This window comes from Shinella daejeonensis, assembly GCF_024281235.1.
Lineage (GTDB): Bacteria > Pseudomonadota > Alphaproteobacteria > Rhizobiales > Rhizobiaceae > Shinella > Shinella daejeonensis.
Genome location: NZ_JAHWXY010000001.1, coordinates 100991 through 116543, shown reverse-complemented (window position 1 = coordinate 116543; position 15553 = coordinate 100991). Strand labels below are relative to the sequence as shown.

Below are 15553 nucleotides of genomic sequence, written 5' to 3'. Positions count from 1 at the left end.
CGTCATGCTCCTCAGGCCGCTTCCGCCGCATTGCCGTAAAGCGCCTGCTTGAACGGCTGCGGACCGACGCGCCGATAGGCCGCCAGAAAGGTTTCCGAAGCGGAGAGGCGCAGGCCGAGATAGGTATCGACGATCACCTCGACCGCATCCGTCACCTTTTCCGGCGCGAAGCCGCGGCCGATGATCTCGCCAATGGAGGTGTTCTCGTCGCCGGAGCCGCCAAGCGTGATCTGGTAAAGCTCCTCACCCTTCTTCTCCACCCCGAGAAGGCCGATATGGCCGACATGATGATGGCCGCAGGCGTTGATGCAGCCGGAGATCTTGATCTTCAGCTCCCCGATTTCCGTCTGGCGCGCGGCGGCGCCGAACCGCGTGGAAATCTCCTGCGCCACCGGGATCGAGCGTGCATTGGCGAGCGCGCAATAATCGAGACCCGGGCAGGCGATGATATCGGTGATCAAACCCGCATTGGCGGTCGCAAGGCCGGCGGCGAGCAATCCGCGATAGACGGGCTCCAGATCGGCGAGCGCCACATGCGGCAGGATCAGGTTCTGCTCGTGGCTGACGCGGATTTCGTCGAAAGCATATTCCTCGGCGATATCGGCGACCGCCTCCATCTGTTCGGACGTCGCGTCGCCGGGAATGCCGCCGATGGCCTTGAGCGAGATCGTCACCATGCCGTAGTCGGGATGCTTGTGCGGCTGAACGTTCTGCCCCACCCAGCGCGCGAATTCGGCATCCGCCTTCTTCCATTGCGCAAGACTTGCCCAGCCCTCGGCGCGCGGCGGCAAGGACGGCGGCGCGAAATAGGCGGCGATGGCGGCGATATCCTGGGCCGGCAACGTCAGTTCGCCGTTGCGCAGTTCGGCGAACTCCGCTTCCACCTGACGCGCCAGTTCCTCCGCACCCGTCTCATGGACGAGAATCTTGATGCGCGCCTTGTATTTGTTGTCGCGGCGGCCATGCAGATTGTACACGCGCATGATCGCGGTGGTGTAGGAAAGCAGGTCGGCCTCGGGCAGGAAGTCGCGGATCTTCTTCGCCACCATCGGCGTACGGCCCTGCCCGCCGCCGACGTAGACGGAAAAGCCGATCTCGCCCCGATCGTTCTTCTTCAGATGCAGGCCGATATCGTGCACCTGGATTGCGGCGCGGTCGCGTTCGGCTCCGGTGACGGCGATCTTGAACTTGCGCGGCAGGAAGGAGAATTCCGGATGGACGGAGGACCATTGCCGCAGGATCTCCGCATAGGGGCGCGGATCGGCTGCTTCATCTGCGGCGGCGCCTGCGAAATGATCCGCCGTGACGTTGCGGATGCAGTTGCCCGAGGTCTGGAGCGCATGCATTTCCACGCCGGCGAGTTCGGCAAGCGCATCCGGGATTTCGGACAGCTTCGGCCAGTTGAACTGGATGTTCTGGCGGGTCGTGAAATGGCCATAGCCTCGGTCGTACTTGCGGCCGATATGGGCGAGCATCCGCATCTGGCGCGAACTCAGCGTGCCATAGGGAATGGCGATGCGCAGCATATAGGCATGCAGCTGAAGATAGACGCCGTTCATCAGCCGGAGCGGCTTGAAGGCGTCTTCCGTCAGCTCCCCGGAGCGGCGGCGCGCTACCTGATCGCGGAACTGCTCCACGCGGCCGGCGACGAAGGCATGGTCGAATTCATCGTAACGATACATTGAAGAAAATCCTCAGGCCGCCGGGCGGTCGGTGACGGTCAGGCCGGCGTAGCCGGCAGCATAGGTGATGGTCGGGCCCTGGGCGCGAATGCGCTCGCGCATGCGCAGCGGTTGCAGGACGCCCTCGACCTCCTCTACGTCGACGACATTGACGTCGACGACCTTGTTGTCGGCGAAAGCCTGCCGGCCCGTGGCCTCCAGTGCTTCGACGGCCTCCTTGTGGCGTGCGACGAAGGCGGCCTGAAGGCATTCGTTCCAGTTGCCGGCGGCGTCCAGCCAAACGGAAACGCCGTCGCAGAGGCGGTTTGCTGTCAGAACCTTGTCGGCCATGTCATGCTCCCAATGTTGCAGTGGCGCGTGCCGGCTCGCCGTAGGCGAGCGGCTCGGACCGTTCGAAATTCGCACCGGCGACCGCATCGCCGATAATCACCATGACGGGACCCGAAAGATCGTCGTAGCGCTCCAGCCCCGGCAGGTCCTTGAGCGTGCCGTGCAGCAGGCGCTTGTCGGCGCGGCTGGCGTTCTCGACGACGGCGACCGTCGTCTCCGGCGGAAGGCCGGCCTGCATCAGGCGGCCGGCGACCGAAGCCGCCACCGTGCGCCCCATATAGACGGCGACGGTCGCACCCGACACCGCAAGGCGCGCCCAATCCGGCAACACATCGCCCGTCAGATCGTGGCCGGTGGTGAAAACCAGGGAGGACGCGACGCCGCGCAACGTCAGCGGCAGTTCGAAATCGGCGGCGGCGGCGAAAGCCGAGGTGATGCCCGGCACGATCTCGTAGCCGATACCCGCCTGGCGCAGCGCCGCCATTTCCTCGCCCGCCCGGCCATAGACCAGCGGATCGCCGGATTTCAGACGCACGACACGCTTGCCGGCGCGGGCAAGCGCCACCAGAAGATCGTTGATCTCGTCCTGCGACTTCGAATGGCAGCCCTTGCGCTTGCCGACGGAAATGCGCTCGGCGTCGCGGCGTCCCATGTCGATGACGGCCTGGGGCACCAGCGCATCGTGGACGAGCACATCGGCATCCATCATCACGCGCTGGGCGCGCAGCGTCAGCAGGTCCTCCGCTCCAGGCCCCGCCCCGACGAGCCAGACGCGGCCCTCCGCGCGGTGAGCGGTATTGAGAAGCCCGTTGGCGGCGCGCCGCGCCGCTTCCGTATCGCCCCGGCTAACGGCGGCCGCCACGGCGCCACCGAAGAACGCATGCCAGAAGCGCCGGCGGACGAAACCGCGCGGCAATACCGATTCCGCGACCTCGCGATAGCTTGCCGCAAGCCTTGCCAGCGGCCCGAGGGAAGGAGAAAGAATCCGGTCGACCTGCGCACGGATCATCTGCGCCAGAACAGGTCCCGCCCCTTCCGTGCCGATCGCCACGGCGACGGGAGCCCGGTTGACGAGGGCGGGCGTGAAGAAGTCGCAGACCTCCGGCTGGTCGACCGCATTGACCGGAACCGCCCGCGCACGCGCGGCAGCGGCGATCGCCCGGTCGGCAGCCGCGTCGCCGGTTGCAGCGAAGGCGAGCGTCGCGCCGGCGAGCGTTTCGTCGGAAAATGCCTGCCGCTTCAGTTGAATGCCGTGTTCGGAGATATAACGCGCGAAAGCCGGCTCGGGATTTTCCGCGACGACGACGATATGGGCCTGCGTATTGGCGACGAGCCGCGCCTTGGCGAAAGCCTCGTCGCCCTCGCCCACGATCACGACGCTTCTGCCGCTCACGCGGAAGAAGGCCGGAAAGGTCGTCAGCTTGTCGTTTGCGCTGGTCATCGTACGGTCCCGTTAAAGTCTGCGCACTATCGCGAAAACCGGCCAGCATCGGAAGAAACAGAAATCCTCCCGTCGCTCCGGGAGCGTATTGTTTTACTCGCCCGCATGGCATTTTGAGCATGGGCATGCCCGGACGCTCTCTGGCGCCCTGCGCCGACCGGAACGGCGGGAAGGAGATTCCATCCGCCGGCCGTGCAGGCCCCCTCCCACAAGCCTCTTGCCTCCGGCCGCCGGCGACCGGTAAGGAAGCCCCTATCCGTTTCAGCCGGGGCATCGCGCCATGGATCACGCCACACTTTCCAAACGCCTTCTCGAGGTCATCGAAGTCGACATCCTGCCCCTGACCCGGCGGGGCGTCGCGGCCGGCAACAAGGTGTTCGGCGCGGCGATCCTGCGCAAGGCGGACCTCTCACTGGTCCTTGCCGAAACCAACAACGAAACCGAGAACCCGCTCTGGCACGGGGAAGTCCACGCGTTGAAGCGCTTCTACGAGCAGGCCGGACGGCCGGATACGAAGGACCTCCTGTTCCTGTCCACGCACGAACCCTGTTCGATGTGCCTTTCCGCCATCACCTGGGCCGGCTTCGACAATTTCTACTATTTCTTCAGTCATGCGGATTCGCGCGACCGTTTCGCCATCCCGCACGATCTGCGCATTCTCAAGGAAGTGTTCCGGCTCGACCCCGGCGGCTACGCCGCAACCAACGCCTTCTGGCGTTCCGCGGCGATTTCCGATCTCGTCTCGACGGTGGCAGAGCCGGTGCGCTCGGCATTGAAGAGCAAGGCTGAGGAAATCCGTGGCGCCTATGCCGATCTTTCAGCCGTCTACCAGTCCGGCAAGTCGGCAAACAGCATTCCGCTCAACTGACCGGGACTTCGACCATGGAACCCAGCCGCGACATCCAGCGCCTTCTCGACATTATGACGGCCCTTCGCCAGCCGGAAACCGGCTGCCCGTGGGACGTCGTGCAGACGTTCGAGACGATCAAGCCCTATACGATCGAGGAGGCCTATGAGGTCGCCGACGCCATCGAGCGGGCGGACATGGACGACCTGTGCGAGGAACTCGGCGATCTCCTGCTTCAGGTCGTCTTCCATGCCCGTATCGCCGAGGAGCGCGGGGATTTCGATTTCGGCAATGTCGTCGAGGCGGTAACGCGCAAGATGATCCGCCGTCACCCGCATGTCTTTTCCCGCTCCGGCGCCGAGACGCCCGAGGCTGTGAAATTGCAGTGGGATGCCATCAAGCAGGCGGAAAAGCACGAACGCCGCGAGCGGCGCGCGCGCCGCGGCCTGCCGGACGATCCGCTGCATGGCCATCTCGGCTCCGTGCAGCGATCCTTTCCCGCGCTCGTCGAGGCGCTGAAGCTTCAGGAGCGCGCCGCCAGGGTCGGCTTCGACTGGTCGGAGCCCGCGCCGATCCTCGACAAGATCGAGGAGGAGATCGGCGAATTGCGCGAGGCGCTCGCCGAGGGGGACAGTGCTGCCGTCACCGACGAACTCGGCGACCTGATCTTCGCTCTCGTCAATATCGGCCGGCATGTCGGCGCCGATCCCGAAATGGCGCTGCGGGGAACGAACACCAAGTTTCGCAACCGTTTTTCCCATATCGAGGAAAGCCTCGCCGCCAATGGCGAAAGCCTCGAAGCGGCGACGCTGGAGCGGATGGAGGAATTGTGGCAGGCCGCCAAGACAATCGAGCGGCAACTGCTCCGGTAACGTTCCGGGATTTTTCGTCTGCGAGCCGGGAGACGCTCCTACTCGCGTTCCCAATCCTCGCGCCGCGGCTTTGCGATGACGCCAAGACGGCGGTCGAGTTCGGCGGCTTCCGTTTCGGTCAGCCGCAGTTCGAGCCGTACGTTGCCGTCTTCCAAGTCCTCGCGCGCATCGACGATGGAGTGATCGTAGATCCAGGGCAGCAACTGAAGCTTTTCGAGGGGCACGACGGCGCTGCGGTAGACGAGCACGCCGGAAAGCCGTTCGTTGATTTCGCTGAGCAGCCGGTCGACGCCCTCGCCGTTGACGGCGGAGACCGCGATGACGTTCGGCTGGCTTTCCGCCTTCTGCACCAGTGCGGCGCGGGCCTCCGGCTCCAGCCGGTCGATCTTGTTCCAGACCTCCAGGATGCGCTGGGCCCTGTCCTTCTCGTCGATGCCGAGATCGGTCAGAATACGCAGGACATCGGCCGATTGGGCGACATTGTCGGGATCGGACAGATCGCGGACATGCAGGATCAGGTCGGCTTCCAGAACCTCTTCCAGCGTCGCCCGGAAGGCCGCGACGAGATGGGTCGGGAGATCGGAGATGAAGCCGACCGTATCCGACAGGATCACGGTGCGCCCCTGCGGCAGCTTCATGCGCCGCAAAGTCGGATCGAGGGTTGCAAACAGCATGTCCTCGGCGAGCACCCCTGCCCCGGTGATCCGGTTGAACAGCGTCGACTTGCCGGCGTTGGTATAGCCGACGAGCGCCACGATCGGATGCGGCACCTTCTTGCGCTTGGAGCGGTGAAGCTGGCGGGTGCGGCGCACCTGCTCCAGCTCGCGCTCAAGCCGCACGATCCTTTCCTGCAACAGTCGCCGGTCGGCCTCGATCTGCGTTTCGCCGGGTCCTCCGAGGAAGCCCGCTCCGCCGCGCTGGCGTTCGAGGTGGGTCCAGCTACGGACCAGCCGGCCCTTCTGGTAGTTGAGATGCGCCAGTTCCACCTGCAACACGCCCTCCCTGGTGGAGGCGCGGCGGCCGAAGATTTCAAGGATGAGGCCGGTGCGGTCGATGACCTTGGCGTCCCATTCCTTTTCCAGATTGCGCTGCTGCACCGGCGTCAGCGGATGATCGACGATGACGAGCCCCGCCTCTTGCGCATCGAGCACCGCGCCGATCTCGGCGATCTTGCCGCCGCCGAGCAAAGTGCCGGGCTTCGGCTGGCTGACCGGCACGACGGCGGCGTGAACGATTTCAAGGTCGATGGCGCGGGCAAGGCCGACGGCCTCTTCCAGACGCGCCTCATCGGAGCGTTGCAAGGTGGCGGAGGCCTCCGCCGTGGCGCGTGTTGCGGCCTTCAGGACCGGAACGATGACGACAGCGCGCATGTCGTCCCGGTTCTTGTCAACGTGCGGAATGTTGGAATCCCTGGATGTCCCGGACTTGTGAATGATATCGTCCCGTCAGGCGCCGTTGTCTTCCGACTCGAACATCTGCAACGGCTGGCCCGGCATGATGGTCGAGATGGCGTGCTTGTAAACCAGTTGGGAATGACCGTCGCGACGCAGGAGCACGCAAAAATTGTCGAAAGAGGTGACCACTCCCGTCAGCTTCACGCCGTTGATGAGAAAGATCGTCAGGGAAATCTTCTGCTTGCGAACGGTATTGAGAAAAAGATCCTGCAGATTTTGAGAACGTTCCGCCATCGCGCCGCTTCTTTCTGATTGCCGGCCTCCTTGCGGCCGGTTGACTGAAAATAAAAGCCCCCCGACCCGGAACCGTCGTCCCGAGCCGTCGGATTTGGTATCAAATCGCCGTCCTCTCTGCAACGGCGAAAAGCGGACGGCGCATTTTCAACCATAGCGTCACAAGGTCGCCCGCCAAAGACGGGCCGCAAAGATCGCGCGGTCCCGATGAACTGCTCGCCCCATGATCGTCGACTATCTGCGGAACCGGCATTCCCGGTTTCATACCGAAATGGCGGAAGAGGTGGGATTCGAACCCACGGTACGGTCTCCCGCACGCCGGTTTTCAAGACCGGTGCCTTAAACCGCTCGGCCACTCTTCCGTTTCCGGTTGGTGCAGCGGCTTTACAGGGTGGAGCGGGGTGGCGTCAATAAGGGCGTGTGCTTGGCGGTGCCGCCTCTACTCCGCCATGATCGTGGCACGTTTTGGAAAAGAGTGACGGCAAGACGGGGAACGATTCCCTGCCGGCGTCATTTCTGTTCGAACAGAAGGAGACCCTCTCATGAAAAAGCTCGGAACCATCCTTGCCATGACCGTGATACCGCTGGCTGCGACGGCCGTCAGTGCAGCCGACATGGTTTCCCCCGAGCCGGCCCCGGTCTACCGCGAGGCGGATTCGCGCGACGGCGTCAAGCTTGGCGTTCTGACCTGCGACGTCGGCGGCGGCGTCGGCTACGTCCTGGGGTCGGCCAAGTCCGTCGACTGCATCTTCAAGTCGGTGCGCGGCGAGGAGGACGTTTATTCCGGCGTCATCCGCAAGATGGGCGTCGACATCGGCTTCACCACGCGCGGCCGCATCGTCTGGGCCGTCTTCGCCCCCACCGCCGGCTATCATCGCGGCTCGCTCGGCGGGCTCTATCAGGGCGCGACGGCCGAGGCGACGGTGCTGGCAGGCGTCGGCGCCAATATCCTGGTCGGCGGCACATCCGGCTCGATCCAGCTCCAGACGCTGAGCGTCGGCGGCCAGCTCGGCCTCAATCTCGCCGCCACGGGTACGTCCGTCACCCTGATGCCGCAGAGCTGATCCACCTCCCCGGGGATGATGAAAGTCATCCCCGGCCGGCATCCTCGCCTGGCGCCACACGGGCCGGCTTCCGTCAGGCCTTGAGCGCCTGCACCACCCGTTCCCGCCCGAGCTTGATGACATGCTCCATCGCCCGGCGCGCATCGTCCTCATCGTGGCGGTCGATCGCCTCGACGATACGGATGTGATTGGCGGCCGCTTCGTCGATCTTGGCCCGGTCGGCGGCGGGCGAACTCAGTTTGAACGCGCCAACCAGCGCCGCCTCGATGAGACTGCCGACGGTGCGCAGGAACGGGTTGCCCGAAACCTCCAGCACGCAGAGATGGAATTTCAGGTCGGCCACCGCCATGGTCTCCGCGGTATGGGCGGGATCGCCCATGGCGACGGCAAGGCGCATCATCTGGCTGATATCCTCGGGGGAAGCATGCCGGGCGGCCAGCGCCGCCGCATGCGGCTCGAACGCCAGCCTCACCTCGCTCAGATGAACGAGGAACGCCTCATTGAGGCCGACGGCGAAATACCAGGTGAGGATATCGCTGTCGAAGAGGTTCCACTGGGTATCGGGCATCACCCGGGTTCCGATGCGCGCGCGCGGAACGATCAGCCCCTTGGCCGCCAGCGTCTTCATCGCCTCGCGCAGCACCGTGCGGGAAACCCGGAAGCGGGCTGCCAGTTCGGCATCGCCCGGCAGGATGCTGCCGACGGGATAATCGCCCGCGACGATCGCCCGACCGATCTCATTGACCACCTGCGCATGGCTGGTGCGCGTGCTGACGCCACTGATGACGGTTTCCAGCAATCCCCTGCGCAAGGCTTCCTCCCCTCTCCGGCCGCCCACGCTGCCGAAGGCTTTGCAAATGATATAGAACACGCACGGCCGGTTCCGCAAAGCCCGCGCACCGCACGCGACACAGGAAAGGGCGCTTCCCGGAAGAAAGCGCCCTTTCCCTGAAGATGGAAAAGCCGGGCTCAGTCCGGAAGCTTGTCGTCGATGCCGGCCACGTAGAAGTTCATGCCGAGCAGCGTGCCGTCATCGGACACTTCGCCATCGGCCAGCCAATCGGAACCGTCCTGCTTCTTGACCGGGCCGGTGAAGGGATGAAGCTCGCCGGAGCGGATTTTCGCTTCCGTCTCTTCTGCAAGCGCCTTCGCGTCGTCGGGCATGTTGGTGTAGGGCGCCATCTCCAGGATACCGTCCTTGAGACCGTCCCAGATCTGTTCGGATTTCCAGGTGCCGTCGATGACGGCCTCGGTGCGCTTTATATAGTAATTGCCCCAGGTGTCGACGATGGAGGTCAGCTGCGTCTGCGGCCCGGCGGCGATCATGTCGGACGCCTGGCCGAAGGCCTTGATGCCGCGCTCGGCGGCAACCTGCATCGGCGCGGTCGAATCGGTGTGCTGGGTCAGGATATCGACGCCCTGGTCGGCCAGCGCCTTGGCGGCATCGGCTTCCTTGCCCGGATCGGCCCAGGTGTTGGCCCAGACGATTTTCACCTTGAAGTCGGGATTGACGGATTGCGCGCCCAGCATGAAGGCGTTGATGCCCATCACCACTTCGGGGATCGGGAAGGAGGCGATATAGCCGGCAACGCCGGCTTTGGACGTCTTGGCGGCGATCACGCCCTGGATATAGCGGCCTTCATAGAAGCGCGCATTGTATGTGCCGACGTTTTCCGAGCTTTTGAAACCGGTCGCATGCTCGAACTTCACGTCGGGGAACTTCTGCGCGACCTTGATGGTGGCGTCCATGAAGCCGAAGGAGGTGGTGAAGACCAGCGCGCAGCCGGAGCGCGCCATGCGTTCGACGGCGCGTTCGGCGTCTGGGCCTTCCGGAACGTTTTCGAGATAGGCGGTCTCGACCTTGTCGCCAAGCGCCTTTTCGAGAGCCTGGCGTCCGTGGTCGTGGGCTTCGGAATAGCCGCCGTCGGTCTTGGGGCCGACATAGATGAAGCAGACCTTGGTCTTGTCCTGCGCACTGGTGGCGGCGGTGAAGCCAAGGACGGCGGCCGAGGTTGCAAGGGCGAAAATGAGTTTCTTCATGGGGTCCTCTGTAGGTTCGCGGTGAAGTCTTTTTCCGGTTGGTCTCAACGGTCGGGTACGAAGGGCTTGCCCAGCGAGGCCGGCGTATTGATCAGCGTCACCCGCCGATTGTGGGATATCAGGATCAGGACGACAATCGTCGCCGCATAGGGAAGCGCTGACAGGAACTGCGAGGGGATGCCCACGCCGAAGGCCTGGGCATGCAGCTGGCTGATCGAGACCGCGCCGAAAAGATAGCCGCCGGCCAGCACGCGCCACGGCCGCCAGGAGGCGAAGACCACCAGCGCCAGCGCGATCCAGCCACGCCCGGCCGACATGTTTTCCACCCATTGCGGCGTATAGACTAGCGAGAGCTGCGCCCCGGCCAGCCCCGCGCAGGCGCCGCCGAACATGACGGCGAGATAGCGGGTGCGGATGACATGGATCCCGAGCGCATGAGCGGAGGCGTGATTGTCGCCGATCGCCCGCATCTTGAGGCCCGTCCGGCTTCTGAACAGGAACCATGAGACGCCTGCCACCAGGGTGATCGACAGATAGAAAACGAGGTCCTGCCGGAAGAGCACCGGTCCGAAAAAGGGAATGTCGGAAAGGACGGGAACCACGATCTGCGGCAGCTTGATCCCCGAAACGCCGACATAGGGCTCGCCGATCTGGCCGGAAATCCCAAGTCCGAGGATGGTGAGCGCAAGACCCGTGGCGACCTGATTGGCGACGAGGGTCAGCGTCAGGAAACCGAACAGCAGGGAGAAAAGCGCGCCGCCGCCGATCCCGGCCAGCAGGCCGAGATAGGGCGAGCCGGTCACCTGTGTCATGGCGAAGGCGATCGCCGCCCCCATCACCATCATGCCCTCGACGCCGAGGTTCAGCACGCCGGAGCGCTCCGTCACCAGTTCACCGAGCGATGCAATGACCAGCGGCGTGGCGGCGGTGATGACGGTCAGCAGAATGGCTTCGATCATGCCCATCAGAGCGCTCCGCCTTCGCTGGACCGGCCGATCCGGGAAAAGACCAGCCTGATCCGGTATTGAATGAGCGTATCGCAGGAAAGGACGAAGAACAGCAGCAGTCCCTGAAATACACGCGTGATCTTGTCGGAGATGTTGAGCGTGAGCTGCACCGCTTCGCCGCCGACGTAGGTCAGCGCCAGAACCAGCCCGGCGGCGATGACGCCGAGAGGATTGAGACGGCCGAGAAAGGCGACGATGATGGCGGTGAAGCCGTAGCCGGGGGAGATGATCGGTTGCAGCTTGTTGATGACGCCGCTGACCTCGGATACGCCGGCAAGGCCCGCAAGCCCGCCGGAAACGAGCATCGAGAACCAGATCATGCGGCGGGAAGAGAAGCCCGCGAAGCGCCCTGCCCGCTCCGACTGGCCGAGCACGGAAATCTCGAAGCCCTTCAGCGTGTAGCGCATCATGAACCACAGGCCGGCCGCTGCGACGAGGGCGAAGACGAATCCGAGGTTGGTGCGGCCGGACGCAAGAATCTCCGGCAGCACCGCCTCGGGCATGAAGTCGCGCGTCACGGGGAAATTATAGGCATCCGGACTGCGCCAGGGGCCGCGCACCAGCCAGTCGAGAAAGAGCTGGGCGATATAGACGAGCATCAGGCTGGTCAGGATTTCATTGGTGTTCATATGCGCCTTGAGGAAGGCGGGAATGGCGGCATAGAGCGCGCCGCCGATCATGCCGAACACCAGCATCAGCGGCAGCACGAGCGGCGAATGCCAGTCGTGGAAGAGCACCGGAACAATGGCGCCGGCGATGGCGCCGGCGATGAACTGGCCCTCGGCGCCGATGTTCCAGTTGTTGGATCGATAGCAGACGGTGAGGCCCGCGCCGATGAGAATGAGCGGCGTCGCCTTGATCGCGATCTCGTGCAGCGACCAGACATCGAGCAGCGGCTCGACGAAAAAGCTGTAGAGCGCCATGCCCGGGCTTTTCCCGAGAAGCGCGAACATGATGCCGCCGGCGATAACCGTCAGACCGAGAGCGAGGAAGGGCGAAAGAATGGACAGCAGCATCGAAGGCTTCGCCCGTTTCTCCAGCTCAATGCGCATGGGCCGCCTCCCCGCTCTCGTTCCTGCCGTGCATGCCGCCCATCAGCAGGCCGATCTTCTCGCGCGTCAGGGTCGTCGTCGGATGGATCTCGGAAAGGCGCCCCTCGCTGATCACCGCGACCTCGGTCGCCACCTCGAAGATTTCGTCGAGATCCTGGCTGATCACCAGCACCGCGGAGCCGGATCGCGCCAGATCGACCAGCGCCTGGCGGATGCGGCTCGCCGCACCGGCGTCCACGCCCCAGGTCGGCTGATTGACGACCAGAACGGCGGGCTGGCGATCAAGCTCACGCCCGACGATATATTTTTGCAGGTTGCCGCCGGACAGCGAGCCAGCGGCCGGATCCTCGCCGCTCTTGCGCACATCCATCGTTTGGGAAATCCTTTGCGACGCCAGGCGCACGGCGGCATGGCGGATGATGCCGAGCACGCCGCCGCCAAGAAAGCTCCGGCGATCCGACTGATTGCGCGCCAGAACCAGATTGTCCGACAACGGCAGGGACGGCACCGCCGCATGGCCGTGACGCTCTTCCGGAACGAAGCCCGCGCCGAGAAGCCGCCGCGCCGAAATTCCGAGCGCGCCCACCGGCCTGCCGCGAATGGAGACGGTGCCGGCGTCCGCCACGGGAAATTCGCCGGAAAGCGCATCGAACAATTCGCTCTGGCCATTTCCGGCGACGCCGGCGATGGCGAGGATCTCTCCGGCATGAACCTCAAGACAGACGTTCTTCAGCGAAACGGCAAAGGGACTGCGGGCCGGGACACTGAGATTTCTCGTTTCCAGCAGCACGTCGCCCTTCGCCGCGACTTGCACGGCGTTGACGGCGGCGACGTCGCTGCCGACCATCATGCGGGCGAGCGAGGCCGGCGTTTCGGCTCGCGGATCGCAGGCTCCGGTCACCTTGCCATGGCGCAGAACGGTGGCGCGGTCGCAGATGCGCTGCACCTCCTCGAGACGGTGGCTGATGTAGAGAACGGAGCGCCCCTCGGCCTTCAGTTTGGCGAGCGTTTCGAAAAGGCGGTCGGCTTCCTGCGGGGTCAGAACCGAGGTCGGCTCGTCGAGGATGATCAGATCAGGATTTTGCAGCAGCGCGCGCACGATCTCGATACGCTGGCGCTCACCGACCGAAAGATCGGCTACATGCGCCTTGGGATCGAGCGGCAGGCCATAAAGTTCCGACAGGCGCGATGCCTCCTCCGCGACCTTGCCGAGCGAGATGCCGGGCGGCAGCGACAGGGCGATATTCTCGGCCACGGTCAGCGCCTCGAACAGCGAAAAATGCTGGAAGACCATGCCGATGCCGATACGTCGCGCCACGCCGGGGCTGGAGATGACGACAGGCCGGCTCTTCCAGAGGATCTGCCCGCTGGTCGGCGCGAGGACGCCGAAAAGCATCTTCACGAGCGTGGACTTGCCGGCGCCGTTCTCTCCCAGCAAGGCATGGATCTCACCCGGCCTGACCTCGAGATCGATGGCATTGCAGGCGGCGAAAGAGCCGAACAATTTGGTCAGGCTGCGGACGGCCAGCAAAGGGCTGGCCCCGGACGCTGCAACGGCTGACACGCTTCCCCTCTCTTCCGCGGCTCTTTCCCGGCTGCCCGTTCAGGTTTCCCTTATGGAAGGAGCAGCGTGGTTCCGCTTGTTCTTCTTGCTTCCAGATCGGCATGCGCCTGCCCGGCGTCGGCAAGCGCATAAGTCTGATTGATATTGATACGCACTTTGCTGGTGCGCACAACATCAAAGAGCGAGTTTGCACATGCATCCAGCGCCTTACGCCCGGCGATGTAATGAAAGAGCGTCGGGCGGGTGGCGAAGAGCGAGCCCTTCTGCGCCAGAAGGCCCATGTCGAAACCGCCGACCGGCCCCGAGGAATTGCCGAAACTGACGAAAAGACCACGCATCTTCAGGCAATCGAGAGATCTGGGAAACGTGTCCTTGCCGACAGAATCATAGACGACGTCGACGCCGGCGCCGCCGGTGATTTCCCGCACCCGGGCGACGAAATCCTCCTGCGAATAGTCGATGACATGGTCGTAGCCATGCGCAAGCGCCAGCTTCGCCTTCTCCGGCGACCCCGCCGTGCCGATCACGGTTGCGCCCAGCGCCTTTGCCCATTGGCCGGCGATGAGGCCGACGCCGCCGGCGGCGGCGTGGAACAGCAACGTCGTCGCGGGGCCGACGGGATAGGTCTGCATCAGCAGATATTGCGCAGTCATGCCTTTCAGCATCATCGCGGCAGCAGTTTCGAGCGTTATGTCTTCCGGCACCTTGACCAGATGTCGCGCGGCGACATTGCGTTCCTGCGCATAGGCGCCGTCGGCCGAGGCGTAAGCCACCCGATCGCCCACGGAAAAGCTCTCCACCCCCTCGCCGAGCGCCGTCACGACGCCCGCGCCCTCCTTGCCGGGCACGAAGGGCAGTTCCGTCGTGTAGAGCCCGGTGCGGTAATAAACGTCGATGAAATTCAGCCCGATCGCCGCCTGACGGATCTGCACCTCCCCCGGTCCGGGAGCTTCAAGCGGCACGTCCTCCAGCTTCAGCACCTGCGGGCCGCCAAGGCTGCGCACAACGATCGCTCTGGTCATGTCATTCTCCTGAACGTTAGAGCGGTTCCGGTTCTTTCAAAGTAGGCAGAACCGCTCCATCTCTGTTTCAGCCGCATTTCCGGACGCAAAACCGTTTCACACTTCTGCTGGAAATACTCCGGATGCTCATGCCCGCTGGCGCCGGCCGAGATTGGGAAACGCCTGCAACACGGCGCCGATCACGTAAAGATAGACCCCGCTGCCGACGACGCCCCAGACCACCCAGGCCGGCGTATCGAAATGGAGAAGCAATGCATAACCACCAAAAAGCGCCCAGAGGCAGAAAACCGCCAGGTTGAGCGGACGCAACCGCTCGACGCGCACCGGGTGGAGGAAATTGACGGGCATGAAGGTGAGCAGAACCGACACGAACACAATGACCGACGCCTGCGCCTCGCTCGGCTCGATCACGAAAAGCGTAAAGATCAGCATGTTCCAGACGACCGGGAATCCGGAGAAGAAGTTCTCCCCCGTCTTCATGCCCATATCGGCGTAATAGATGGCGCTCGACACCACGATCGCTCCGGCGGCGACGAAGGACCAGGGCTCGCCGATCATGCCGCTCTGGTAGAGGGCGAAAGCCGGCAGCAGAACATAGGTCACATAGTCGATCACATTGTCGAGCGTATCGCCCGACCAGTTGGGCAACACGTCCTTGACCCGGACCTTGCGGGCGATCGGTCCGTCGATGCCGTCCACCAGCAGCGCCAGGGCAAGCCACCAGAACATATCCACGAAACGATGCTCCGCTGCGGCGACCACGCCCAGAAAGGCGAGAAAGGAGCCGGAGGCTGTCAGGATATGTACGGAAAAGGCGCGGATCTCCGCATAGGGAACGCGCCGGTAGTTGAAGAACTTCATCGTCTTTCGCTGTCCATCCTGCAAAGCGTCTGCCGGCCACGAACCGCCGACCGCGCCCTGTCCGGCCTTTTTATGACGGTAAT

Annotated in this window: 15 protein-coding genes and 1 tRNA gene; 3 read left to right on the top strand and 13 right to left on the bottom strand. The window is 64.1% G+C overall.

What is annotated here, in order from left to right; all coding sequences use genetic code 11:
• Positions 1 to 11: 11 nt before the first annotated feature.
• From KYK29_RS00555 to cysG, 3 genes are read right to left on the bottom strand one after another with little or no spacing between them, the layout of a single operon-like run.
• Positions 12 to 1682, bottom strand: a complete 1671-nt coding sequence (locus tag KYK29_RS00555; protein ID WP_254688906.1) for a nitrite/sulfite reductase — start codon at positions 1680 to 1682, stop codon at positions 12 to 14.
• A 12-nt stretch (positions 1683 to 1694) separates the two neighbouring features.
• Complete coding sequence (locus KYK29_RS00550; protein WP_254688905.1) at positions 1695 to 2012, bottom strand: DUF2849 domain-containing protein; 318 nt, start codon at positions 2010 to 2012, stop codon at positions 1695 to 1697.
• Between the two features lies 1 nt (position 2013).
• Positions 2014 to 3453, bottom strand: a complete 1440-nt coding sequence (gene cysG / locus KYK29_RS00545) for a siroheme synthase CysG (RefSeq protein ID WP_254688904.1) — start codon at positions 3451 to 3453, stop codon at positions 2014 to 2016.
• Between the two features lie 280 nt (positions 3454 to 3733).
• Here cysG and KYK29_RS00540 point away from each other — a divergent pair, with 280 nt between their 5' ends.
• On the top strand, positions 3734 to 4321 hold the full coding sequence (locus tag KYK29_RS00540) for a deaminase (RefSeq protein ID WP_254688903.1): 588 nt from the start codon (positions 3734 to 3736) through the stop codon (positions 4319 to 4321).
• A gap of 14 nt (positions 4322 to 4335) precedes the next feature.
• The gene (mazG, locus tag KYK29_RS00535; RefSeq protein ID WP_254688902.1) at positions 4336 to 5172 is read left to right on the top strand and encodes a nucleoside triphosphate pyrophosphohydrolase; all 837 of its coding nucleotides are present in this window, start codon (positions 4336 to 4338) and stop codon (positions 5170 to 5172) included.
• A gap of 38 nt (positions 5173 to 5210) precedes the next feature.
• Here the strand turns inward: mazG and hflX are convergent, their stop codons facing one another.
• From hflX to KYK29_RS00520, 3 genes are all read right to left on the bottom strand, one after another.
• Entirely contained in the window at positions 5211 to 6542 is a 1332-nt protein-coding gene (gene hflX, locus KYK29_RS00530; RefSeq protein ID WP_254688901.1) for a GTPase HflX, read from the bottom strand.
• 75 nt (positions 6543 to 6617) lie between these two features.
• Complete coding sequence (hfq, locus tag KYK29_RS00525; RefSeq protein WP_254688900.1) at positions 6618 to 6860, bottom strand: RNA chaperone Hfq; 243 nt, start codon at positions 6858 to 6860, stop codon at positions 6618 to 6620.
• A gap of 272 nt (positions 6861 to 7132) precedes the next feature.
• Positions 7133 to 7222, bottom strand: a tRNA-Ser gene (locus KYK29_RS00520).
• A gap of 180 nt (positions 7223 to 7402) precedes the next feature.
• Here KYK29_RS00520 and KYK29_RS00515 point away from each other — a divergent pair.
• A complete protein-coding gene (locus tag KYK29_RS00515; RefSeq protein WP_437437203.1) occupies positions 7403 to 7924 on the top strand; it encodes a DUF992 domain-containing protein in 522 nt (173 codons plus the stop codon).
• A gap of 73 nt (positions 7925 to 7997) precedes the next feature.
• On the opposite strand, the gene KYK29_RS00510 is transcribed toward KYK29_RS00515, so the two are convergent.
• From KYK29_RS00510 to pcsA, 7 genes are all read right to left on the bottom strand, one after another.
• On the bottom strand, positions 7998 to 8735 hold the full coding sequence (locus KYK29_RS00510; protein WP_254690034.1) for a FadR/GntR family transcriptional regulator: 738 nt from the start codon (positions 8733 to 8735) through the stop codon (positions 7998 to 8000).
• A 158-nt stretch (positions 8736 to 8893) separates the two neighbouring features.
• Positions 8894 to 9964, bottom strand: a complete 1071-nt coding sequence (locus KYK29_RS00505; protein ID WP_254688899.1) for a BMP family ABC transporter substrate-binding protein — start codon at positions 9962 to 9964, stop codon at positions 8894 to 8896.
• Between the two features lie 44 nt (positions 9965 to 10008).
• Positions 10009 to 10929 carry an ABC transporter permease gene (locus KYK29_RS00500; protein WP_254688898.1) on the bottom strand — a complete coding sequence of 307 codons (921 nt, stop codon included), beginning with the start codon at positions 10927 to 10929 and terminating at the stop codon, positions 10009 to 10011.
• Positions 10929 to 12023 carry an ABC transporter permease gene (locus tag KYK29_RS00495; protein ID WP_254688897.1) on the bottom strand — a complete coding sequence of 365 codons (1095 nt, stop codon included), beginning with the start codon at positions 12021 to 12023 and terminating at the stop codon, positions 10929 to 10931. The genes KYK29_RS00500 and KYK29_RS00495 overlap by 1 nt, the downstream gene beginning before the upstream one ends.
• Positions 12013 to 13587, bottom strand: coding sequence for an ABC transporter ATP-binding protein (locus tag KYK29_RS00490; protein WP_254688896.1), 1575 nt, complete (start codon positions 13585 to 13587; stop codon positions 12013 to 12015). Before KYK29_RS00490 ends, KYK29_RS00495 begins: the two co-directional genes overlap by 11 nt.
• Positions 13588 to 13637: 50 nt before the next feature.
• Positions 13638 to 14609 carry a quinone oxidoreductase family protein gene (locus tag KYK29_RS00485; protein ID WP_254688895.1) on the bottom strand — a complete coding sequence of 324 codons (972 nt, stop codon included), beginning with the start codon at positions 14607 to 14609 and terminating at the stop codon, positions 13638 to 13640.
• A 126-nt stretch (positions 14610 to 14735) separates the two neighbouring features.
• Complete coding sequence (gene pcsA, locus KYK29_RS00480; RefSeq protein ID WP_254688894.1) at positions 14736 to 15470, bottom strand: phosphatidylcholine synthase; 735 nt, start codon at positions 15468 to 15470, stop codon at positions 14736 to 14738.
• Positions 15471 to 15553: the final 83 nt, after the last annotated feature.

What these genes read in the sequence shown, in the direction of transcription:
- KYK29_RS00500 (WP_254688898.1), bottom strand. Translation starts at nt 10,929, where the DNA reads ATGGGCATGATCGAAGCCATTCTGCTGACCGTCATCACCGCCGCCACG.
- KYK29_RS00495 (WP_254688897.1), bottom strand. Translation starts at nt 12,023, where the DNA reads ATGCGCATTGAGCTGGAGAAACGGGCGAAGCCTTCGATGCTGCTGTCC.
- KYK29_RS00515 (WP_437437203.1), top strand. Translation starts at nt 7,403, where the DNA reads ATGAAAAAGCTCGGAACCATCCTTGCCATGACCGTGATACCGCTGGCT.
- pcsA (WP_254688894.1), bottom strand. Translation starts at nt 15,470, where the DNA reads ATGAAGTTCTTCAACTACCGGCGCGTTCCCTATGCGGAGATCCGCGCC.
- mazG (WP_254688902.1), top strand. Translation starts at nt 4,336, where the DNA reads ATGGAACCCAGCCGCGACATCCAGCGCCTTCTCGACATTATGACGGCC.
- KYK29_RS00505 (WP_254688899.1), bottom strand. Translation starts at nt 9,964, where the DNA reads ATGAAGAAACTCATTTTCGCCCTTGCAACCTCGGCCGCCGTCCTTGGC.
- cysG (WP_254688904.1), bottom strand. Translation starts at nt 3,453, where the DNA reads ATGACCAGCGCAAACGACAAGCTGACGACCTTTCCGGCCTTCTTCCGC.
- KYK29_RS00485 (WP_254688895.1), bottom strand. Translation starts at nt 14,609, where the DNA reads ATGACCAGAGCGATCGTTGTGCGCAGCCTTGGCGGCCCGCAGGTGCTG.
- KYK29_RS00550 (WP_254688905.1), bottom strand. Translation starts at nt 2,012, where the DNA reads ATGGCCGACAAGGTTCTGACAGCAAACCGCCTCTGCGACGGCGTTTCC.
- KYK29_RS00555 (WP_254688906.1), bottom strand. Translation starts at nt 1,682, where the DNA reads ATGTATCGTTACGATGAATTCGACCATGCCTTCGTCGCCGGCCGCGTG.
- hflX (WP_254688901.1), bottom strand. Translation starts at nt 6,542, where the DNA reads ATGCGCGCTGTCGTCATCGTTCCGGTCCTGAAGGCCGCAACACGCGCC.
- KYK29_RS00540 (WP_254688903.1), top strand. Translation starts at nt 3,734, where the DNA reads ATGGATCACGCCACACTTTCCAAACGCCTTCTCGAGGTCATCGAAGTC.
- hfq (WP_254688900.1), bottom strand. Translation starts at nt 6,860, where the DNA reads ATGGCGGAACGTTCTCAAAATCTGCAGGATCTTTTTCTCAATACCGTT.